The sequence below is a fragment of the Nitrosomonas supralitoralis genome (assembly GCF_003011925.2).
GTDB classification, from domain to species: Bacteria; Pseudomonadota; Gammaproteobacteria; order Burkholderiales; family Nitrosomonadaceae; genus Nitrosomonas; species Nitrosomonas supralitoralis.
Genome location: NZ_PXXU01000002.1, coordinates 85602 through 109677, shown reverse-complemented (window position 1 = coordinate 109677; position 24076 = coordinate 85602). Strand labels below are relative to the sequence as shown.

The 24076-nt window shown below is 43.8% G+C and carries 16 protein-coding genes and 1 pseudogene; 14 read left to right on the top strand and 3 right to left on the bottom strand.

Annotated features, from left to right (window positions below; translation table 11 throughout):
• Positions 1-420: 420 nt before the first annotated feature.
• Positions 421-1419: an RluA family pseudouridine synthase gene (locus tag C7H79_RS00985; RefSeq protein ID WP_106705427.1), complete on the top strand. Its 999-nt coding sequence runs from the start codon at positions 421-423 to the stop codon at positions 1417-1419.
• Between the two features lie 38 nt (positions 1420-1457).
• Here the strand turns inward: C7H79_RS00985 and C7H79_RS00980 are convergent, their stop codons facing one another.
• On the bottom strand, positions 1458-2102 hold the full coding sequence (locus C7H79_RS00980) for an arylesterase (protein ID WP_242447072.1): 645 nt from the start codon (positions 2100-2102) through the stop codon (positions 1458-1460).
• Between C7H79_RS00980 and C7H79_RS00975 the strand changes: the two genes are divergently transcribed.
• From C7H79_RS00975 to C7H79_RS00950, 7 genes are all read left to right on the top strand, one after another.
• Entirely contained in the window at positions 2101-2790 is a 690-nt protein-coding gene (locus C7H79_RS00975) for an ABC transporter ATP-binding protein (protein ID WP_106705426.1), read from the top strand. The genes C7H79_RS00980 and C7H79_RS00975 overlap by 2 nt on opposite strands.
• Before the next feature lie 70 nt (positions 2791-2860).
• Positions 2861-5371 (top strand): ABC transporter permease, encoded by a 2511-nt coding sequence (locus C7H79_RS00970; protein WP_106705425.1) that lies wholly within the window; start codon positions 2861-2863, stop codon positions 5369-5371.
• Between the two features lie 4 nt (positions 5372-5375).
• Positions 5376-6569, top strand: a complete 1194-nt coding sequence (hemW, locus tag C7H79_RS00965; RefSeq protein WP_106705424.1) for a radical SAM family heme chaperone HemW — start codon at positions 5376-5378, stop codon at positions 6567-6569.
• A gap of 170 nt (positions 6570-6739) precedes the next feature.
• A complete protein-coding gene (locus C7H79_RS19195; RefSeq protein WP_258577619.1) occupies positions 6740-6868 on the top strand; it encodes a hypothetical protein in 129 nt (42 codons plus the stop codon).
• Between the two features lie 127 nt (positions 6869-6995).
• A complete protein-coding gene (locus tag C7H79_RS18645) occupies positions 6996-7298 on the top strand; it encodes a hypothetical protein (protein ID WP_242447071.1) in 303 nt (100 codons plus the stop codon).
• A gap of 102 nt (positions 7299-7400) precedes the next feature.
• Positions 7401-7811, top strand: a complete 411-nt coding sequence (locus tag C7H79_RS00955) for a hemerythrin domain-containing protein (RefSeq protein WP_106705423.1) — start codon at positions 7401-7403, stop codon at positions 7809-7811.
• Positions 7812-7832: 21 nt separating this feature from the next.
• Positions 7833-8447 (top strand): hypothetical protein, encoded by a 615-nt coding sequence (locus C7H79_RS00950; protein ID WP_106705422.1) that lies wholly within the window; start codon positions 7833-7835, stop codon positions 8445-8447.
• Between the two features lie 101 nt (positions 8448-8548).
• Here C7H79_RS00950 and C7H79_RS00945 read toward each other — a convergent pair whose 3' ends face one another.
• Positions 8549-9931 (bottom strand): mechanosensitive ion channel family protein, encoded by a 1383-nt coding sequence (locus tag C7H79_RS00945; protein WP_106705421.1) that lies wholly within the window; start codon positions 9929-9931, stop codon positions 8549-8551.
• A 603-nt stretch (positions 9932-10534) separates the two neighbouring features.
• Between C7H79_RS00945 and C7H79_RS00940 the strand changes: the two genes are divergently transcribed.
• The 4 genes from C7H79_RS00940 to C7H79_RS00925 all read left to right on the top strand — a co-directional run bounded on the left by C7H79_RS00940 (position 10535) and on the right by C7H79_RS00925 (position 14973).
• Positions 10535-11152: a PEP-CTERM sorting domain-containing protein gene (locus C7H79_RS00940; RefSeq protein WP_106705459.1), complete on the top strand. Its 618-nt coding sequence runs from the start codon at positions 10535-10537 to the stop codon at positions 11150-11152.
• Between the two features lie 233 nt (positions 11153-11385).
• On the top strand, positions 11386-12264 hold the full coding sequence (locus tag C7H79_RS00935; protein ID WP_106705420.1) for a hypothetical protein: 879 nt from the start codon (positions 11386-11388) through the stop codon (positions 12262-12264).
• 410 nt (positions 12265-12674) lie between these two features.
• Positions 12675-13379 (top strand): MIP/aquaporin family protein, encoded by a 705-nt coding sequence (locus C7H79_RS00930; protein ID WP_106705419.1) that lies wholly within the window; start codon positions 12675-12677, stop codon positions 13377-13379.
• Positions 13380-14580: 1201 nt separating this feature from the next.
• Entirely contained in the window at positions 14581-14973 is a 393-nt protein-coding gene (locus tag C7H79_RS00925) for a hypothetical protein (protein WP_106705418.1), read from the top strand.
• A 294-nt stretch (positions 14974-15267) separates the two neighbouring features.
• Here C7H79_RS00925 and C7H79_RS18640 read toward each other — a convergent pair.
• Positions 15268-15813 (bottom strand): annotated as a pseudogene (locus tag C7H79_RS18640) (IS3 family transposase); the annotation flags it as partial.
• Between the two features lie 753 nt (positions 15814-16566).
• Here C7H79_RS18640 and C7H79_RS00920 point away from each other — a divergent pair.
• A complete protein-coding gene (locus C7H79_RS00920) occupies positions 16567-17052 on the top strand; it encodes a hypothetical protein (RefSeq protein ID WP_106705417.1) in 486 nt (161 codons plus the stop codon).
• Positions 17049-24050, top strand: a complete 7002-nt coding sequence (locus tag C7H79_RS18630) for a calcium-binding protein (protein ID WP_106705416.1) — start codon at positions 17049-17051, stop codon at positions 24048-24050. Before C7H79_RS00920 ends, C7H79_RS18630 begins: the two co-directional genes overlap by 4 nt.
• Positions 24051-24076 lie beyond the last annotated feature (26 nt).

The following is a 24076-nucleotide window of genomic DNA, read 5'->3' as shown; positions in this document are numbered from 1 at the left end:
TTTACAAGCAGATGGTTTTTTCCAGTATACGCAGTTGTAATGACGAGGCTTAATGCTTGTATAACATAAAATATTTGTCAATTATGTATTTCTTTTTTATTAATTTATTTAATGTGCAGATTCGTTTTATAAAAATGTTTTATAGTTTTAAACCCTACATTTATTATTGTTTCTTAGCAGGTTGTTTAAGGTAACAGATTTTACATAAAGTTCCAAATGCGGCTTTGTTTTAAAGTTAATTATTCGCTATTTTCTGTATGGATTTGATCAAAATCTTAGTACATGAATAATTCGTATTTTCTCATGAATGATTTAGTTCTTACAAAAGAATCTGAAAAAAGCATAAGTAAAGCCTTTATATTTTTTTGAGAGTTCGCATATTGCATCATAAATCATAGTTAAATCAAATACATATATAGTATGCAATCTACTACAATAGTGACCAAAATAACCCAAGAGTGTGTGAAAGAAGATGGAAATGATCAGCGGATCGATAATTTCTTACTTAAACGATTTAGGAATATCCCAAAAAGCCATATATATCAGTTGGTAAGAAGCGGTCAAGTGCGTGTGAACGGAAAGCGGATAAATGCCAGTTATCGTTTGCAATTAGGGGATATGGTACGAATTCCACCAGTTAGAATTGAAAGTAGAGAGTCTATCAAGCAAACTGCAATTTCTAGTACCAGTATAAATTTTTTTCCTTTTACTACTTTATACGAAGATGATGCAGTGCTGGCTATAGATAAACCGGGTGGGATGGCTGTGCATGGCGGCAGCAACATCAGTTATGGCGTGATCGAGCAATTACGTGCGCAAAATCCAGCTTGGAAATTTCTAGAACTGGTGCATCGTTTGGATCGAGGAACATCGGGTGTATTGTTGCTGGCAAAGAAACGTAACGCCCTGGTCGAATTACATCGACAAATTCGCGAAGGCTTGGTGGAAAAGCATTATCTGGTTATGGTTAAGGGCGAATGGCGAAACGCTAAGCAGCATGTAAAGCTGGCACTTGACAAATATGTCACCGCTAGCGGTGAACGACGAGTAGCAGTAGCCACCAGCGCTCATTCAGGCAGCAAATCGATGTCTGCGCATTCAATATTTAAGCTAGAAAAATCTTGGGATAATTTTAGTTTATTGGATGCGGAAATAAAGACAGGCCGTACACATCAAATTCGTGTTCATCTTGCACATTTAGGGTTTCCTATTCTTGGAGATGATAAATATGGTAATTTTGAGATCAACAAGCAGCTCGCTAAAGCTGATGGAACAAACAAACTGGCACGCATGTTTTTGCATGCTCATACGCTGCAAATAACACATCCTGCTTCAGGAGAACGCATTAAGCTAAGATCATCATTATCCACTGATCTGCAAAAATTTATCGACAATCTGGATAAGTCTTTAATTGCTTAGTTTACGATCTTATGAGATTGCGATGATACAATATGCAATTAAATATCAGGATTGGTGGCAACCTGTTCAGTTTTGAACATTGTTTGCAAGACTTCCCAGACATTTTCTACAATTTTTTTCTGCGCGACTTCGGTCGGATGTATTCCATCAGCTTGGAAGAATTCATGTTTATCGCCAAAGCCGTCCAGTAGAAATGGTATTAATTTGACTTGATAATTTTCAGCCAGTTGCGTAAAAATGGCTTGGAACTTTTGTGTATATGTCATGCCATAATTGGGTGGCAGCCGCATGCCGGCTAGTAAGACCAATGCATTATTTTGTTGGCATCTTTCTATAATGGCGGCCAGATTCTCATAAATGGATTTAATTGATGCGCCTCGCAGACCGTCATTTGCGCCAAGTTCAAGTATAACAATCTGGGGGCGGTGTGTTTCAAGCGCTTGTCGAATTCGATTTCGCCCTCCCAACGCTGTTTCGCCGCTGATGCTTGCGTTGATGATGTGATAATCAGCATATTTTGACTGTAATCGTTGCTCCAGCAACGTAACCCAGCCCGCTTCAGTCGACATGCCATAACTGGCGGACAGGCTGTCGCCAAAGACCATTATAGTTTTGGTCGATGCGAATGCGGGAGCGATATTAGTAAAAACAAGAATCAGAATAATCAGGAAATTTTTTTTCATGTCAGATAATGATGTTAATCAATCCATTCTTTGGACTCACGCATTGACCAAACAGGTCAATACCGGTGATACACAGCTTACGATATTACAAGATATCAATTTGCAAGTAAGTGCTGGTGAAGCTGTTGCAATTATAGGCGCATCCGGTTCTGGGAAATCTACTTTATTAGGTCTACTGGCTGGATTGGATTTGCCAACTACGGGAAAAGTTCATCTTGATGCGGTTGATATCTTTTCATTGGATGAAGATAATCGCGCGGCTTTACGCGGTAAAATTCTAGGTTTTGTATTTCAATCATTTCAGTTATTACCAGCGTTAACGGCGCTTGAGAACGTGATGCTGCCTCTGGAACTTTCTCGGCAAAACAAGAATGCCGAAGAGATAGCGCAGCGATTATTGGAGCGTGTGGGATTGATCAACCGCTTGAATCATTATCCGAAACAATTATCGGGAGGAGAGCAGCAAAGGGTTGCCATTGCGCGTGCTTTTGCTACGGATCCAAAACTATTGTTGGCCGATGAACCCACCGGGAATCTTGACTCAAGTACTGGAATACAAATCATTGATCTCATGTTTGAACTCAATCGTGAGCATGGTACGACCTTGGTTCTGGTTACTCATGATGAAGCGTTATCACGACGCTGTACACGCCAGATTCGTTTAGCGGACGGCAAATTGGTGCAATAGTTGCCAAATCTTGGCATTATTGCTATTTATTCCATAATTTCAGCAAATCAGCAAATCGATAATTTTCTCCATGTATCATTTTAACTTGTCTTTTCGTATGCTCTGCCGTGATTGGCGTGCAGGCGAGCTTAATGTTCTGGTATTGGCATTGATCATTGCGGTTAGCGGCATGACCACAGTAGGTTTTTTTGCCGAAAGAGTGGAATTGGCCCTCACGCGTGAAAGTAATCAATTATTGGGCGCAGATTTGTTGGTTATTTCTAGCCAGCCCTTACCAGAGGCCTATGCAGAAGAAGCCACTCGATTGGGGTTAACAATAGCATCGTTGACTAAATTTCCCAGTATGATTTCTAATGGCGAGAATAATTTGCTTACGGAAATTAAAGCGGTCACTGAAGGATATCCACTACGTGGACGGATCCATCTGGCAAGTCGATCGTCAATGTCGCTTGCAACGCAACGAGAAATTGCAATGGCAGACACAATCCCGCAACCGGGCACTATTTGGGTAGATGAGAAAGTCATGGCGCGACTTGATCTTAAAGCAAACGATGTGGTCGATGTCGGGGCGGCCCAGTTAATCGTAACAGAACTGGTTGTGCGTGAGCCGGATCATTCGGTAGGGTTTATCAACATGGGTGCACGTGCCATGATCAATGCATCCGATTTATCCAAGACAGACTTAATTCAGGAAGGCAGCCGTGCTTCATATCAATTGCTGGTAGCAGGTGAAGTAAAAGCTGTGCAACAATTCCGCGATTGGATAAATCCTCAGCTGAAAAAAGGCCAAAGGGTGGAAGGCATTCGAGATGCGCGCCCCGAAATTAAAGCCGCATTGGAGCGTGCAGAAAAATTTTTAAGCCTGTCCGCACTGGCCAGTGTGGTTTTGGCGGCGGCAGCAATTGCGTTGGCAGTTCGCCGATTTACTCAGCGTCATCTGGATGGATGCGCAGTAATGCGTAGCCTTGGGGCCAGTCAGCGGCAATTGTTTTACCTCTATTGGTATTATTTTATAACGCTGGGGGCTATTGCCAGCACAATCGGCTGTTTGATTGGTTTTGCCGCGCAGCAGATTCTGACGCACTGGCTGATCGGTATTGTCGGAACTGCTTTACCTTGGCCGAGTTGGTTGCCAGCGTTGCAAGGATTACTGGTTGGCTTAGTGTTATTAGTTGGCTTTGCATTGCCGCCAGTGCTGAACTTGCGCAGTGTTCCGGCGTTGCGTGTGTTGCGCAGAGACATCGGCTTATCCAATGCACACAGTTTTGCGGGTTATTTATTGGGACTAATAACTTTGTCTCTGTTGTTTATTTGGAAAGCGCAAGATTTAAAGCTGGGCCTTTATATCGTAACGGGGTTTGTTTCAGCGGTTGTCATTTTTGGTTGCTTGGGTTGGTTGCTGATCAAAGGGCTTTCAGGTCTGCGGCATCAAGCGGGTGGTGCCTGGCGTTATGGCTTGGCCAGCATCCGCCGACGTGCGATTTCTAGCGTATTGCAAGCTGTGGCTTTGGGGTTGGGATTGATGTCACTGCTCGTGCTGACTTTGATTCAGAATGATTTGATTGACGATTGGCATACCAGCTTGCCTCCTGATGCTCCTAATCATTTTCTAGTGAATATACAAGCGGATCAATTACAGCCATTAGAAGATTTTTTTCAGAAATATGAGATTGAGCAGCCACCGATGTATCCGATGGTCAGGGGGCGATTGATCAAGATTAATGGTAAAACTGTATCACCGAAGAAATACGGTAATGATCTGCATGCTGAAAGACATATTCGACGTGAGTTCAACTTGACCTGGGCAAGTGAACTTGCTACGGATAATCAAATTGTTGAGGGATCCTGGTGGAATAAAGGCAGTCAGGAGGCTGAGCTATCGATTGAAGAAGGCATAGCCAAAACTCTTCGGGTTAAATTGGGCGATGAACTGACTTATGATATTGCCGGCAGAAATTTTACAGCCAAAATTACCAGTGTGAGAAAAGTGGATTGGGATACTTTCCGGGCTAATTTTTTTGTTGTGGTGCCTCCAGGACTGCTGGATCAGTATCCGGCCAGTTTTGTCACCAGTTTTTATGTGCCGCCAGCAGAAATTGCCATGATCCATGAACTTGTAAGAACATTTCCAAATATTCTTGTGGTTGATGTAGCGGTGGTTATCAATCAGGTACAGCAAATGATTCAACAAGTTTCTCAAGCGATTGAATTTGTTTTTTTATTCACTTTGTTGGCAGGGTTTGCGGTGTTGTATGCGGCGATTGCCGCGACACAGGACGAGCGCATTTATGAAGCAGCGATTTTCAGAACATTGGGTGCCAAACGGGAGCAATTGTCACGCGCCTGGGCGGCTGAATTTGCGATACTGGGTGGATTGGCCGGATTATTTGCATCTGCTGGCGCCAGTGCGCTCGGTTATGTCATCGGCAAGCATGTTTTGCATTTCGACTACACATTTAATCCTTGGATCTGGGTGGTTGGTATATCAGTGGGTATGTTCGGTGTTTTGGTGGCGGGCTTACTGGGAACGCGATCAGCGTTATCAAGCCCACCATTATTGACATTACGCAAGATTGGTTAACTTAATGTCCGATTGGCCAATTCCAAAACTTAAATCACTGCCGCCACTAAGCTTATATGTGCATTTTCCGTGGTGTATGAAAAAATGCCCTTACTGCGATTTTAATTCACATGAAATTCGTTCAGCCGATAGCTTGCCACCTGAGGAAGAATATGTCGCTGCGTTAATACGTGATCTTGAATCCGCGCTTTCGAATGTTTGGGGGCGACGGCTCAGCAGCATATTTCTAGGCGGCGGTACGCCGAGTTTATTTAGCGCTCAAGCAATGGATACATTACTGACAGCAGTGCGGACACTGCTACCGCTGGAGCATTTCGCCGAAGTCACTTTGGAAGCAAATCCAGGAACGTTTGAAGCGCAAAAATTCGCGGATTATCGACAAGTGGGAATCAATCGCTTGTCGATCGGTATACAAAGCTTTAATCCACAGCATTTGAAAGCATTAGGCCGTGTGCATGATGAACAGGAAGCGCATCGGGCCGTGGATATTGCGCTGAAGTATTTCGAAAATATCAACCTTGATCTGATGTATGCATTGCCTGGACAAACCCTGGAACAAGCACAAACAGATATTGATACAGCATGCTCGCAGGGGGTCACGCATATCTCCGCCTATCACTTAACGCTGGAGCCCAATACGCTATTTCACCGCTTCCCACCCAAATTGCCCGATGATGAACAAGCAGCAGCGATGCAGGACATGATCGAACAAACCACTTCAAATCACCAATACCGTAATTATGAAACCTCGGCATTTGCGCAAGCGGGAAAAGAGTCACGTCATAATATGAATTACTGGTTGTTTGGCGATTATTTGGGTATTGGTGCGGGTGCTCACAGCAAAATCAGCTTTGCCGATAAAATCGTGCGCCAGATGTGCTATAAACAACCAAAAGAATATTTGGCCAGAGCTCAAGCGGGTGAGTCATTCATTCAGACGCAACAAGAATTAGCGGTCGCTGATCGGGGTTTTGAATTCATGATGAACGCGCTGCGACTCACCGGTGGATTTGATACTTCGCTGTTTCAGGAACGTACCGGTTTACCAATTACCGTTTTGCAGCAACAACTGGATGAAGCCGAACAGCGTGGCTTGCTGGTGCATGATCGTCTTCGCATTAAACCTACTGTACTGGGTCGACGCTTTCTCAATGATTTGCTGCAAATCTTTTTACCTGAGAAAAATTCAATCGGATAATGGGTTAAAAAATTGCAGTATTGAATTTGTTCGCGGAGAATAGGGTTATGACGTATGTAAAACCGGAAGACGTTGTCGAAAACATGTTGTAAGCAGGCGTGAAATAAGCCGACCTGCTGGTCGAGTAACTACTGATTCGCGGTTTTCTGGCTGGCGTTTTTCTCGGTTACGTGACCACGCTGGCGATTGTTGCGGCGACGCAAACAGGCTGGGGTATTGCAGATGCCTTGGTGTTTCGGGTCGGTTTTGTCATGATCGTGCTGCTCGGATCAAAGCTTGCCACCGGCATTTCGCGTTGATTCCGATCGCCGTCAAAGACAAAAGAACCTCGTTTAAACATATGTTCATCAACTGGAACTGGGTGTTAATCGGCAACTTGATCGGCAGCGTCACGTATTCGTTTTATATTGCATTGTGGCGACTAAAATGGGAGAACGATTGATCCTGATCGTGTGTGCACTGCAACCAACTGTTTCGAATGCCGAAACTTCAACACTCGGATATGCCAAGCTGGGTTTCGACGGCACGATTACAGCACTTTGTCAGTGCCATACTATGCAACTGGATGGTCACTTTAGATGCTGTGATCGCTTTCACTTCCATCACCACCGGCGAAAAAAACGCTGCCATGTGGCTGCCGGTGATTGCTGGGAATCTATTCGGCGGGATGACATTTATCGGGGTTATGTTGTATTGGAGCTATATGGAAAATCAACTAATCAACTTTAATTCACAATTCTCAGTGATTTTGCCGAAAAACGCTCGAAGCAGGTCAGTATAATTAAAATTTATTTCCATACAAATTCATTGTAATCGTATTTTAAGACTTTCATGCCCCGTACTGGCGTTTTGCTCTCATTATCCCGTGAACACCATACATCGTTGGTGATAGCGCGTGCTGCCCGGAATGCGGCAGAGAGTAATGACGCGGCCCTTTACTTGACGGCTGTGAAGCGCATTGAAGCGCATTGGCATGACATGCTGGCGTCGCACTTTGCCCAAGAGGAGGCGTTATTGCAGCTTGTTGAAGATACGTTAGATACTGAAATTGTTTCGCGGATTCTTGCCGAACATGAAGAGCTATGCATGCTGGCTTGCGAATCGTGTGCGCTTGATTCTGCAGTACGCCTGCGCCGGTTTGGAGATTTGCTGGCTGCGCATGTACGCTACGAAGAGCGTGTACTTTTTCCGCAAATACAATCGCATCCTCGTATTGCTGATGAAACTGAAGAACCTTATTAATCCATTCAAAAGGAGGTAAACGTGAATTTTCCTGATTTTTATGAACAAGCTCCGGTTGTGCATACCCATGACCCATTTGCCGCTATGTTAGGTGCCGCTCAAGGTGGTCGGTTCGACTATCATTATCTGGATGCGGTGCGTCTGGCCGGGCATTCATGTCCTACCGTCGCCGGAGCGTTTTTGATTGGGCGTGCGGCATTAGCTGCGCTTTATCCAGGCGAGCCTGCCGAGCGCGGTAATATTGCCGTATATATGCCTGCACCGGAGGATGATGGGGTCACCGGCGTCATGGCGCAGGTGCTGACTTTACTGACGGGCGCTGCTTCAAGTAACGGTTTCCATGGAATGCGCGGACGTTATCGGCGCAAGGAATTGCTCAGTTTTGCACCGCAACGCGAAGGAGAAGCCATTATTTTTACGCGCATCGATACCAACGCAAGCGTGGCGGTAACGCTGGATGTTTCGTTGATACCAGCCGACCCTGCTCAAGGCGAGCGTCTGATGGCCATTTTGCAGGATTGTGCCGATACTGCGCAGCAGACTGCATTTGCCGATGCGTGGCAGGAACGCGTGCGGCGCTTGTTGATTGAGTTTGCTGATGATGCGCGCGTGATTTGTGTTACTCCGGTGAGTTAATTGAAAAATTGCTGTTGATTATTTCGATCCGAGAAATATCCCGCCACTTGAAGCGGGATGTTAGTTCTGTAGCAGAATCAAATCTATAAAAATATTTTTGATCATTCAAGTGCAGATTTCTTATTGAGCAGATTCTCGGTATCACTCTGACTCTGCTCTTCAGCCACTTTCTTCTCGATTTCATTATCCGTGCTGGTATCTGTAACCTCATGAACAGGTACATTGATCTGACTATCGGTGCGAGGTGTGTAATTTTGCCTGGTGCGGCTCTCTTGCTTCAGGAGGTTATTAGTTTCATTCAAAACTCTGACTTGATAGATAGGCTCAGGCATGATGATATTAGCTTGATCAAATGCCTGTTTTGTTTGTCGAATTGCTTCACTGCGTACTTTCAGGAAACTAAAGTTTGTTTGATCAATCCATCCATAAATTCGTAATTTGATACTGGAGTCACCCAGTTCTTCTATAGTGACTAATGGCTTGGGCTCTGACAATATACCTTTGACTGAGCCTAAAGTTTGCAAGGCCAATGCTTGCGCTTCAAGTAAATTCTGCTCAGTGTCAATTCCCACATCGAATTGAAATCTCCGCTCTACATTACGGGTAAAATTGATAATAACAGCTTTAAATACGGTCGAATTAGGAATGCGGATATGATTACCATCCTGTGAAATCAAAATGGTTGCGCGCGTGGTCAGACGCACTACATGACCTTCGTTTCCATCAATATTTACTAAATCATTGACTTCAAATGGATTGCGCAGGCTTAACAAAATACTGGCAAGATAATTTTCGACCGTATCCCGAACTGCAAAGCCGACTGCAAGTCCGACGATACCTGCTGCTCCTAATAAAGTGCCGAGTATGGCAGTGAGGTCCAATAAGGATAATGCGATAATAAGGCCCATCAGAATGAATAAAAGATGTGTAACCTGTCCTAACAGATTGGCAATAAAAGGATTTGATGCAATTTTTCGAAAAAAATTGCGGCGTCCTGATATCCACCCACCCAGCATCCATGATAATACGAACACAAGTATTGCCAGTAATACAAGGGGTAAGCTTGCAATCAACTCATTGGCGGTGCCCGAGAATTTCTTCCAGGTATCTTCCAGGCGTGTTTTTAAATGATGGGTGACTTTGAGTTCATTCTCTACCTCGACCACGCCTGCAACTTGCTGAGAAAGCTGCAAGGCTTTGTTTTTCGTCGACGAAGTACTGACATCGCCCCGCAACGTAACAATGCCATTGCTAACCATAACCTTTATACTCTGCAGGTTTTCCAATTCGGAGAAAATTTTCTCAAGGCGTTTCTGAATCTTTTTATCGTCATGGACAGAACTGTTAACTTCAATGACTTTTTCGGTTTTTGGAGCGCTTTCCGGCGTTGTTTCTCCGGTTATCAAATCAGATATTTGATCAGCGTACACAGAAATCGATATCAGTAATGTGCAGATTACTGATATTGTCAGTAGTTTATGCATTTTATTTATCCTCTAATCATTATATTTCTTCAGTTAGCTGGAGATATTTAGACATGGAGTTAAATCATCAAGTGTCATCTATTTAATACCGGTCAATCAAGCACTCAACTAATTTAGGTTTGCTTTTTAGACTGTTATATCATAGCTCATTGATCAATCCATATAACTTGCCATTCAACCCGGAAGATCCAATTCCATAAATAGCAGGGCGTTGCGCGTCGTATTGTTTTTTCTTTCTCACTGGCAATTTTGAGATTAGCGCTACCTTGAACTCGGCGCTGATCATTTCGGTATTTGAGGAAGAATTCCCCCTTTATTCTAAGAATTAAGCTTGAGTGTTCGTCCTGATAATGTATAAATCATAACTGCTTGATTTTAACTGGCTAGAAATGCTCATTGAACCTGAGCAGTCTGTATTTTTTAAAGTATCACATTTACACGGTATTTCTGAAAAATAAGAATTGCACTAATGCATTTGATACTGTTATTTCAGGCTCTGTAACTTTTTGGGTTCATATTTTATCTAAGCAACAGATATAAAACATGTTTTATGAGTATGCGATTGGTTTGATTTTATACTATAACTGTGATGGGAGTTGGAGAATGATACGGATACTGTTAATTATGTTGATGCTAATCAGTTCGCACGCCTCAGCCTTAACGATAGAGTGGATACCGTTAGATACTGCAGAAAGAAGTGGCGATCCTTTGAATATTAATGGCAATACAGTTCTTGAATATAAAAATGCCGGACGTGGCGGAGTTGACTGGGATACTTCGGGTGATGGCCCCAGAGGAGGGCTGGATATACGTGAATTATGGCTGTTTGATAATTCAGCGGCAGGCATACTTGGGACGAGCGAAGCGACCACTACATTCTCTGTCGTAAGTAATAGCATTGGTTTTGTTATGGCGGGAGATCATAACGATGGTTTTGCACGGTTCATCGTCGATAATATCGATGTAGGCACTTACGATATGTATCGTACCGGAAATAGAGTTTTAGTTGTGACAGGGTTGGATACAATTGCACATTCTCTAAGAGTAGTACAACTCGGCTTGCATAATCCAAACTCGACCAAGGGCGATGTCGCAATCTTTGGTGGCGCTGCATTTGATACGCTGGCTGCCGCAATTCCCGAACCAGAAACGTATGCGATGCTGTTAGCTGGATTGGGGCTGCTCAGTTTCGTGGCAAGCCAGAGAAAGCAAAGTCTTTAACCGTATTTTAACTAACATAAACCCCGTCTGTTACTCCGACTTTTGGTGAGGTATGCATTTCTGCCTGCCATTTTCTGTGTCACGCTTAATGAGCGCTATTCTTGCATTGGATGTCAGTGCTGGTGGTTTTACTAAAATACGTGTGAAGCCTATCTGCGCAGAGTCAATTTGAGCTGTGATATGCTTCAAAAAACTCACACACTACAATATGAAAAATAAAGAGGAGAATATATATGAACAAATCGATCAAACAATTGATTCTGTCTGCCTGCACGGTTACTCTTATGGGAAGCGCACATTTTGCATCGGCTGATATCAACAGCGATACCGAAACATTGTTGAATTGGGCTGAAAATACCTACCCGGATCTTTTTCCAAGCCATCAAGTAACACAAAAAATAGATCCCTGGTTATACCGGCGTTATCCGGAGACTGACATTTATGCAGGGGTGAACAGGGATGATAATAGCGCTTATGTATTAGGCGGACCGTATGGACCCACTCCAACCCGGATCGCGGCATTGCCGGAATTGATCGCTCAAATCATCGATAGTGGAGGAAATGCCAGCATACCCGGTTGTGATACTACGAATGCGCCTCCTGGATTCTCGTACACGCAAAGCGGTAACGTGGTCAATATCGATACAGGCGGAAATTGTGTGGCCTTACCCGCCAACAACAATTATTGCTCAACGCCTCAGCAGTCCACCGCAACCGGGATTTCTGTGTTGACGATTTCGACGAACGATTCACCGACATTTGAGGGAATCAAAATTGATATTCCAAATGTTCCTAACCCATTTCAATCATTGGCCAACTCGTTTTCCAACAGTAAACACTGCACTGTGAATGTTCCGATCGAAACGGTTAACTTAATCGTTAATTCTGATGTGTGCTTTGACATTACATCTTCCATAGGTAGTGAATTCCAGGGCCTGCCTGGAGTGACCATTAATCCACCGGTTACGGTTGCGCTGAATACTACTTCCACGAACGAACTCGTGTCCGATTGCTTCGACACTGATGCGGATTCGATCTACAATACAGTGACCAATGAATCCTGGGTTAGACGGAATGGTGCTTTTGTACCCGCAGGTTCAGACGGCAATTAGTTGTCTGCAAAGCCGACTGAAACTAAGTCGTTGCATATTAATCCTGTATTCAAAGTGCGCAGCGTCATGCGGCGCACTTTGAAGTATTACTTGATCCAGGTGAAAAATTTAATCTGCTGATTTATCGGAGTTCAGTAATATGCTTAGGTTAGTAACTGCAGCTTATCCAGAATCTCCTTAAATTTTATTTTGATGGCAACTTCAGATCAATCTCTTATTGCGAACACCTAAATATTAATCCAAACCGGAAAAGTAAATCTCGTCTGAATATCTCACTCGCAGTTTTTGTGTGATAATCAAATCGCCTTTCAAAAGAGACAGAAAGTTTTTATAAAGCAAAATCAGTCTATTAATCTTTCTCGCCCTCGGAAAGGCTGTCCGAAGTTCAACTCAATAGTGAGGTGATTGATATGACTCCTTTTCTTGGCGAATTGATTGGTACTTTTATTTTAGTATTATTAGGCAATGGCGTGGTTGCCAACGTCGTGCTGAATAAGTCCAAAGGCAATAATGCCGGATGGTTAACCATCGCGGCCGGTTGGGGAATTGCGCTTTTCGTGGCGGTTTATGCGGTGGCTGCCTCCAGCGGCGCGCATTTGAACCCCGCAGTCAGTATCGGTCTCGCAGCAGCAGGTAAGTTTGCGTGGAACGACGTGCCTATATATGCGTTGGGACAAATGCTGGGTGCCATGCTAGGTGCATTGATGGTATGGATCACTTATCGCCAGCATTTTGATGCAACAACCGATCCCGATATGCAGTTGGCGGCGTTTTGCACCGGGCCAGCGATCAGAAGCCCAATTAATAACATCATTACTGAAGCAGTCGGTACATTCATGCTGGTATTGGGCATCATGATGATTGTCTCACCACATGCCAGCCTGGGCGCGTTGGATGCCTTACCGGTTGCTCTGCTTCTGTTTGGTATCGGTCTGTCACTGGGCGGACCTACCGGCTTTGCAGTTAATCCAGCCCGTGACCTCGGGCCGCGCATCATGCATGCGATCCTCCCAATGGCCAATAAACGCGATAGCGATTGGGATTATGCCTATGTGCCGGTAGTGGGCGGTATTATCGGCGGATTGGTTGCTGCTGCGGTGTATGCGGTGCTGTAAGGCTCTGTTAATGCGTCTAAACTGGGTTTCGTCAGCACTTAACCCAGTTTATGCGCGAGCGGTTGTCATGTTCTGAGGGCTCCGGCGCACCCTCGCCAGTCATCATCGATGTTGCTTCCGACTTCCTGATTGCTTTAGGCATGAACTATCCGGAATTCGCGGTGCTGTAGCGGATTAGTTTTGTAGAGCGGTCTGTTGGGATGCGTCGTTTTCTCACTTTGCGAGGTTCTATCGCACAGTTTGAGATTCCGCCGAGATGGGGTATCCGCTAGTATGTAGCTTATATTATTAACTACCAGAAATTGTAAGAAATGATGCAGGAACAAGGTATTACGGTTTATCATTCCGGTCCGAATCGCTGGGTGCTCCAGTACACACAGTTGCTGGATTAAGACTTCCGGCAATGCAAGCGTTCGGTGGGCACGAGTTGACGTATGGACGAAACGCGCATCAGCGTCACAGGATAGTGAAAATATTTGTATCGAGCTGTCGGTCAAGCGGATCAAACTTCTTTTCTCTGGTGGTTAAATAAAATATTTATACACTCGGTAATCTCCTGAATGGCTTGCTGTCATGTTTTGAATCTTTTACTTCCTTCGACTGATGCAGGAGTAGAAGAACGCCCTTCCTGATAAGGCACACTCATCATTTTGTCTGGATCGACTGGAAAATTGATTAGTCGCACAGCCAGACACGACCGAAAGAATCAGTAATATAACCACAATAATTTTCGTACGCATTATTCATCTCACTAAGTTTGAAGTTCGATAATGCATTCCTGAGAATCATTAATCGCTGTCTCGCACGCCGGTTCCGGTGCATTAAATTGCTTAGCAAAAGACTCCGCCTTGTAACAACTGCTCATGGTCACGTCAAAGCTTATACAGCAAATTCCGATCTATCAATGTTGATAGTAACCATTATGCCTAATATGCCTAGGGATTCTGCCAGGTATGAATGTGTTGCGGAATTTCAACATTGTTAGCCAGAATAATAATGTGATGCAAATTTATTCACGTTGTCTTTATCTCAGCAACTTGTTGTTTAGCGCACGTTTCTGCACCAGACTACTAATAATCTTTTCTCTCAATAAGTTGCTAGTGGTTTCCTTTAGTTAAAAACCAGAGTTTCCCCAATATACGTTTCGCGTTTTGATCATTAAGATAGCAACATCAAAATATTTTTTTAAGGGGCTTATATCATGAACACCCTCAAAATAACCAAAATCGTAGCATTGGTGACTTTTAGTTTTTTTGTATCCTCAGCATTTGCCGAAGCACCGGCAACTCCAAGCAGTATTAATCCGAACGATCACGCCGCATGGGCAACTTACTATGAAGATTTTGCGAAAGAGGTTTCTGGAAAATTGGAAATCAATCAGCAAAAACTGAAAGATTATGAAGACCATCCATATTACTATGGTAGGGCAGGACAAGATCTTAAATCACATTTGCAAGCCAATATTCGCGAGTATAAGAAAGAATTAGCTGCAGGTTTGCAAGAAGCAGAACTACATAGAAAAATAGCGGCGGTGCAACAAGATCTGCCATTTAATAACGCAGAAGTTAATATCGGCGCAGTAACAGCACAATAATTCCTGTCTCTCGATATCCCTTTTGATTTCAGTTTTGCAGCAAATCAAACAAGCTGTTGAAATAACCTTGGTTTTTTAACCCGGCCTAACCAGTTAGGCCGGGCGGGGGAGGCTTGGATTTGATCTCTTTTAGTGACGAATGGTATGCCACATCAAATATTAGGCAGATTATTCAATTTTGCACACTAAGTTCTCTCAACAATTTAATCAACCCAAGTAAAAATCGGCACAACCGCATGCTGAATCTGCGAACTTGCAATCTTATATGTGCTGTCAGAAATAAAGTTCATCGGCTTAAACAGCAAGCATATTTGCATAGTTTTGCTGCGTAAATTGTGCTGGTGACAAATAGCCCGGCATTTTCAGTTTTCTCTGCCGGTTATAGAAGATTTCAATATATATTCGGTAATCTCCTGAATGGCTGGTTGCTGTGTTTAGAATCTTCTATGATGTACCAGCGCGGTTTTAAGTATCCCCCAGAAGCATTCCATCGGTGCATTATCATAGCAATCACCCTTACGACTCATGGATGCGATCATGCCAAATTGTTGCAATAAACTCTGGTAATCATGCGCACAGTATTACCCACCTTGATCTGAGTGAGCAGGGAATTTGCTTACTGTTGCGAAAAAAAATCTTGTATTACCAGATCCTTAGCCATTCTTTCATTAATGACATAACCAACCAGCTCTCATTAAACAGATCAATTAGGCCAGCCAATTACAACCAACCTGCGTTTGTAGGGATGTAAATGATGTCACTGACTCACACTTTACCAGGTACGTTAACAGCACATTCCCGGTTCAGAATATTGGGCGCAACCGATAAATTATTTGTGCTAATTCTTGCTTAACTCTGGATAGCTCTAAATCAACTTCAGTCAGAGGCCTTCTGATGCTTACCTTCCACTGCGAGCTCTTCTCGTTTGTCAGCATCAACCCAATTCGTTAATGTTCCTTTCGGTAAAGACAGACTTTTGCTACCTCAGCCCAAGTTAATCCACTTTCTTTTAAAAACTTAACTGATTTCACCTTAAATGCCTGATTATATTGTGTGCAGGATTATTCTATCTCCATCCTTCATTTCATCTCCTTATTTTTTAAAACTTCGTCCTCCATGAAAATCAGCATACCTCATAACTCTACCATTTCAAGCAATAAAGTCTCTGGAAAACCGTGAGTTCAAGACACTACTTTGCCAATCTCAACACGGGGCAAATCATAGCCCAAAATATTAAAGTATTGCTGCATCCTTGTCGTAAAGCAAAGGGGTAATTTAATTAAATTATTCATTATAATCATTGTAATGGGAAATATCTTACATAACAAACTATAAAATTTATTACACAATAAGTTTTGCCATCGCAAGTTAAACCAGCTATCAGAGATACTTAAGAAGATGCCTGTTTTATTTTTTGTATATGTGACTATAAGAAATATCTTTCATTTTTAACAATGACAGAGTGCGTCGCCTGAGATTGATTCGGGTTATACGATCAAACTAAAAAATTAATTCTTGTTCAATTTATTAAGTACTAATGTAATAAGACCTCGCGCTGGATTAATTGACTTCAAACATAAAGTGACCTGCCGCATGAAAAAAGTTCTCTTGCTCCTGCTTATTTCATTGATTATTTATGCAGTATTTTTTTCAGAAAAAGCCAGATTGGACAGGGAAGTGGATCGCTTATGCGCGATCGACGGGGGCATCAGAGTGTACGAAACGGTAAAACTACCGCCGGATAAGTTTGATAAGCATGGTCAAATAAATTTTTATCGACCTACTCAAGGCGAGGATGCATTAGGGTTGGAGTATATCTTTAAATGGGATAGGCACAACTATAAAAAAAGAGATTCGGAACAAGGTCCGCATGAAGTTGCTATTAGGCAGAATCATTTCAAGATCATCAGAAAGTCGGATATGAAATTATTGGGCGAATTTGTTTTATATAGCAGGGTTGGTGGCGATTTGCCAGGACCTTGGGCGCCTTCGTCATATCGATGTCCTGAATTGGAAATAAATGAATATATTTTAATGCACAGAATCTTTATTAAATCAGGTAGGGAGATTGAAGGATGAGTAATATTATTATGTATTATTCACAAGCTGAACTTGCTCAAGCAGCGTATGGAGTATTCCTGGGTAAAAGAATAGCAATTAATGAATTAACTGAAAGTGGTGCTGACATGCCCATGTCCCAAGCAGCCGTATTCGTCAAAGACTGGCAAATCGCAGCGCAATACATTGATCTAGTCACTGGAGTATCAGCCACGGTTTTTGAGGAAAAAGAGGGTGGCGCTAAATATCTTGCGATACGTGGAACAGAGTTTGCGGTTAATGATTTGTTCATTGATGGAATATTATCTTCAGCGATACCACCAATTCTCAATCCTCAATTTATTGCACTCAAGTTACAGATAGATGCTTGGTTGAGTGATCCAAATGTACTACAAGATCAGAATTTTACTGTTAGCGGGCACAGCTTGGGAGGATATTTGGCCGCAGCTGTCAAGCAAAGCTATTCACAAGTTACGGATGCTTATCTCTACAATGCACCAGGAGTCAGTGGTTTGCAGGGTAATTTGGCGGATGCGGTGAGTGATGTTCTCGGCATAAGCAGCATAGCAACTGATAACATTTGGAACATACGCGGTTCCGAGGGCTTTCCCATCATAGCAGGTTTAGGTTATCAGCTTGGTTCACCTGTCAGTATTCAAACTGAGGCATCGGCCAATAATCATAGCATTAGTCTGCTAACCGATGCTTTGGCTGTTTATTCAGCCTATTCCCAACTGACGTCCAGTCTGAATCAAGAGCAACTGAGCAAACTTATCGATGCTTTTGGTTCGACCAAGGATATAACTGGGGCATCCAACAGCAAAACGCTTGAATCCGCGCTTGATGCCTTACGCACTATTTTACTAAATCCTGCGGATGGCAACATGGTGCTGGGTGACAATCAGAACACGGAAGCGGGTAATCGTGACAAATTTTATACCAATCTTTATGAATTACAGAACAGCACGCAATTTAAAGATTCTGTGGGTAAGGTCCAGTTAGTATTGCTGTCCGGTCTATCTGCCAGCGATATTATTACCAAGATCGAGAGCGATAGTCAACAGGGTCTGGCAGCGCGCTTTGCACTGGTGGCGCTCAATCCTTTCATTCTTGAAGGAGCGAATATTGATTATGGTGTTTTCAATTCTAACGGTGCACTTGATCGCTTCAGTCCGGAGAGTGGCACGGGTGCGTTGACATCATCATATCTGGTGGATCGCATGACGATGTTGTTGCGGAAGAACTGGTTCAACATTGAAGACAAAAATCCGCTCGACTCCACAGTCGCGTTCAGTTCAAGCAATCATAGCTATCAAAATATTAATGATTACTATGAAGATGTGGCGACGAGTTACAAGATTTCACAAGGTGAGTTATCAGGCAGTACCCCGCGTTATTTTTTTGGTGGCGACGATGCGGATAACCCTGCTGCATCGGCTGTTGAAGATCACCTTTATGGTGGCGGCGGTGATGACACGCTGAAGGGTCTTGAGGGTAACGATTATTTGGAAGGTGGCGTAGGCTTTGATACTTATATCATCAACCCAGGCGACGGCACAGATACTGTGTTGGATATAGATGGGGTAGGTATTGTTCAATTCGGAAATATGATTGCGCAAGGAATAAATGGCGTGACCGATAGCAAGGATTGGATAAAAATCGGCGACGCTTGGATGGATCAGAAGAATAATCTGATTTATCTACGTGTTGCTCAAGATAACGGCACGTATGACTTATTTGTCAGTTTTGTCGGCAGCGACGACAGTGCAAGGGTTCGGATCAAGAATTGGAGTGATGGAAAATTAGGTGTCGCGCTTGGTGATAATGTACTTGCCGAAGCACCGGTGTTGGATCGTATCTTCTTAGGCGATCTGAAGCCCGATGATCCAATTGATTTTGACGAACTTGGCAATGTAATTGTCGGTACGGAAGAAGAGCCGGATCGTGAAGATGTGTTGTATGGGAGCACCGAGAATGATCATATCCGAAGTCTCGGCGGTGACGACGAAGTCGATGGCAAGGAGGGTAAAGACCGTATTGAGGGAGGATCTGGAGAGGATATTTTGGCTGGCGGTATAGACGACGATGTCATCTTGGGTGGTACTGAAAGTGACATCATTAGAGGGCAATTAAACAATGACAGACTATATGCGGAAACGGAGCACACCCTGACCGCTGCTTACATCCTGAGCAGAACTCAAGCTGGCAATGGAGAGAGGGGCGATTTACTTGATGGTGGTGTAGGCAATGATACGCTTATCGGTGATGCTGGTGATGATATTCTGATGGGAGGTGCGGGTAATGATGTTTTGCTAGGCTTGGGCGGAGATGACACTATTGAAAGTGATCGCAATGTCGAGTCAGCCGATCGTGATTGGAAAATCAATCGTGAAACAAATACTGAAGATAATGTCATCACCTATAGTCGGAAATATAACTTCAGTGTGTCGCTTGCAGAAGTTGCCATGACGATTGGTGGTGATGACGTCATTTCAAGTGGCGCTGGAAGAGACTGGATTTTTGCGGGAGGCGGTAACGATTTTATTGATGCGGGTGCTGATGATGATGTGATTTTTGGCGAAACAGGCAACGATACCATTCTTGGGCAAGATGGGGATGATCTGATAGTAGGAGATAGTCATCATTCCGAATTGGAGGCATCTTTGCATGGTAGCGATTATTTGAGCGGGGGTAATGGTGACGATAAGTTAATCGGTGGGGGAGGCTCAGATTATTTGGTTGGCGGTGAGGGTAGCGATGTTCTCATAGGTGATGAAGCAGGGATTTCTTTGCAATATCAAGGCGACGATTTTCTTGATGGGGGTGCAGGTTCTGATCAGCTATTTGGGGGAGGTGGAAACGATACACTCGTTGGTGGAGCAGGAGGTGATGAATTATATGGCGGGGCGGGTGATGATATCTATATCGATATTGAGGAAGGCGACCTCATCAATGATCTGGAAGGAAATAACATCATCTTGCTGGCTGATACTGCAACTAACGATATTCTGTCTGCTTCGATGGTTAAACTAAGTAGTGAAGCACAAGACTCTTTAACCAATTCCAGCGCTATATCACCAGATACACTATCGAGTGTGTCATGGGTAGGTAATTCCAGTATTTTGCGTATTACTCTGAGAAATGGCGGAGTGCTAGACTTGCAAGATGCGCTGTACGGTATGGATGCCCAGATCCAATTTAATCATGGCAGCGATTCAATTAATTTGGAAACTTGGGTCAGCGACAACTTACGCGAGACAGTAGTTCTAAATCTGTCATCAATCAAGAGCAGATCTGGTAAATCAATCGTGCAGGCTTATGGAGGTGCGGGTGCAGATTTAATTCAGGGCAGCATCAACAACGATACTCTCAAAGGCCATGGCGGTGACGATTATCTCTTGGGTGGTGTCGGTGATGACCTGATTGTCGGTGGAGAAGGTAATGATGTGTTGTTCGGGCAGGCTGGCAGCGATATTTTGCTGGGCGGCATTGGCGCTGATCACTATACGGGCGGCAGTGGCGCTGATATTTATGTATTCAATCGCGGAGATGGTGCCGACAGTATTGCTTCAGCGAATAGTGAGGATGCAGCCGATGATGAAGTTCATCTGGGAGTTAATGTTGATGCCAGTGATCTTCGATTCTTTAAATTGGCTGATGGTAGTCTGCTCATGCGTATTGACGGGAGCCAAGACAGTATCCTTTTTCAAAACTGGTTTACTCAAGGGCCCAATGTGGCGGCATTGCGTTTGAACGATAATTCTCTGATAAGTGCTAGCGATATGAGTGCACTCGCAGCGAATATTTTCGGAGGAACGATGGGTGATGACGTCTTGATCGGCACGACTGCCGATGATCATATTGAAGGCTATGCAGGTAATGATATTCTGGATGGTAATGCGGGTAATGATCTGTTGGTGGGTGGCGATGGCAACGATACCTATTTATTTGGGTGGAACTCGCTGGGCAGTGATACGGTGATGGAGTCGTCAGCCGGCACGAGTATTGTCGTATTGACAGAAGGCACATTACTTGCTGATTTGCGTCACGAGCGTACCGGAAATGATTTGGCTTTATCGTTGCGTGGCGGTGGTGCGACATTAACAATCAAAGATTATTATGTATCGCAGAATATCTGGGTGATCCATGCAGAAAATAACATTATGGTTGATATGGCTGATTGGCTGGCCTGGCCTGCACCTGCTATCGATATTGTGCAATTGCGAGCGGATTTTTTGGACGCAGTACGTGTTCAGTGGGCGAATGATCTACTCAATAACACAAGTGACTCGCATTACGGATTGTATGCGCGCGAGGATGATATTACTTATCGTGCCAATTTAGTAACTGCGTATGAAGCAGATATCGTCGTGCAACGTTTTACATTGATTGAGAATTTCTCTGATGCGCCCACTATACAACGTCAATCCTACAGCAGTGATTCTTCTGTATCCTCGATTGATATTTTTGATGTTTCGTCGGCTACTTTTCCTTTAGTTAGTTCATCTGGTGCGCAGCAATTTATTCCCATTCATGAATGGTATAAATTTTATAATCAAGGACTTCCGTTAGGTGTTGCAAGCATCAATGGCATGACGCTTGTATACGAGAATGATGTAATTATCGGTTTCATAACGAATAATCAAAGTTCTACGCTACCCGATGAGATTCAACATTATTGGCAAACTACGAAAACAGTTAATACTCAAATTGAGCGTATTCAAGGTGGCGACAGCGACAATACTATTGAGGGTTATAGAAACGGTCGTTTCTCGGATGAGATATCGATAATTGATGGCGGTGGTGGGAATGATATTCTCTATTCACCTGGCATTCCCTGGCTCAGCAACGAGGTGGCGTATTTTACCGATACCGAGTCACGTATTGGCGGATTTTCCTATGGGAATTCAGGGAATGATGCGCTTTATGGTGGTTACTACAAAGATACGTTGGTCGGTGGCGATGGGGATGATTTTCTGAATGGAAGTTTCAGTCAAGATACATATGTCATGTTCATCGGTGAATTAGGGGTTGACACGATTTGGGATACTGGAACTCAACTAGCACATTGGTGGGATTATTCTAATAATTCCACCTACGCCAATCTAGCTCTAGAATTTAAACCTATAGCACAGGATCTGCTTCTCCTGGAGGGTATATCACAGGAGGATATCGCATTCTCATGGGGGGAACGTGTCGTTGAGGGGATTCGAGAGCGGAATGAGTTTGAAGATGTACTATACACCCAAACAATGCATGCCACGCTTACTGTGACGTGGACGGATGGCGGCGTCGAAATCGTACTGCCAAATTCGACCGATTTGCCTGGTATGGGATTGGAGCGCATTCAGTTTGGTAATGGGACTATTATGACAATGGCGGAATTGATCGTGCTGGCTGGTCCTGTACCTACGCTTAATCCGCAGGAAATGAACAATAACATTAATGGTAAAAGTGATGGTGATGTAATTTACGGTGAAGGTGGAGACGATACGATCAATGGCGGCACTGGAGATGATTTTTTAAATGGTGGAGCCGGAAACGATTTTATGACAGGGGGTGCCGGAAATGACACCTATCTTTTTGGCAAAGATTTCGGTCAGGATACGATCAATAGTTATGATACGGTCATTGGAAAGGTTGATGTGGTGCAATTTAACTATGGCGTTACCCCCGATGAAGTGTGTGCCAGTCGTTCCGGTGATAATCTGGTGCTAACTATTATAGGTACCAGCGATACGCTTACTATTCAAAATTACCTGGCAAATAATGGCGCGACACCATTTTCTGTCGAACAGATCAGATTTAACGAGGATGGCACTGTTTGGGACTTTGCAATGGTACAGCCTAAACTGGAACATAATCAGGCTCCCAAATTGCAGGCTGCATTATCAGATCAAGCGACAGTTACGGGTGAGCACTTCAACTACATAATGAATCCCAATGCATTCATCGATCCGGATGGCGATGCACTTACTTACAGTGCGACCCAGGTAGACGGCAATTCTTTGCCATCATGGCTCAGTTTTGATACCGCAACACGTACGTTCAGTGGCACACCGAGTTCATCAGAGTTACTCAGCGTGATTGTGACAGCAACAGATAGTGGTAATCTTGCGGTTTCAGATAATTTCGACATCAATGTCAGTGATCGAGACATGATTGTCAATGGCACACCGGGTTCAGACACACTCAACGGTGAGGGTGGAAACGATATACTTAATGGCCTGGCAGGTAACGATGTGTTAAATGGTAATGCCGGGAATGATCGTCTTGATGGAGGTAGTGGAATCGATACCATGATTGGGGGTGCAGGCGACGATACTTACTCGGTTAATAGTGTGCGGGACATTGTGGTTGAAAATTTCAATAATGGAAACGATACGGTCGTGACATCTGTTTCATATGTACTCGGTGCAAACCTGGAGAATCTTACCTTGTCAGGCGCTTCTGCGATTATTGGTGTTGGTAATTCGGCTGCTAATCGAATAGATGGAGGTGCTACTTCTAATATTCTGTGGGGACGTGCAGGAGATGATGTGTTGCTTGGGGGTGGTGGTGCTGATAGTTTGTTCGGTGATATCGGCGACGATTCTTTGGATGGCGGGCTTGGAAAAGACTTATTAGTTGGCGGGGAAGGGAATGATACTTATCTGTTCGGGCGCGGATATGGAAAGGATGTCGTTGTCGAGAGCGGTCCCGTCGCCGGTACACTGGATAAAGTTATGTTTCTGCCGAGTATCAGTCCAGATCAGATTTGGTTTCAGCATGTTGGCAATAATCTTGAGGTAAGTATCATCGGTAGCAATGATAAATTGGTTATCAAGGATTGGTATCTAAGTCCGAATGCTCATATTGAGCAGTTTCAAACTGCTGATGGTTTGATGATATGGAATAGCCAGGTTGAGAATCTAGTAACTGCAATGGCGGATCTTGAGCCGCCAGAGTTTGGCCACACAATACTTTCACCCGTTTACGAAACTACACTTAATCCGTTGATTTCAGCTTTGTGGGTATAATTTTATTTTTATTTGCCAACCGTGGC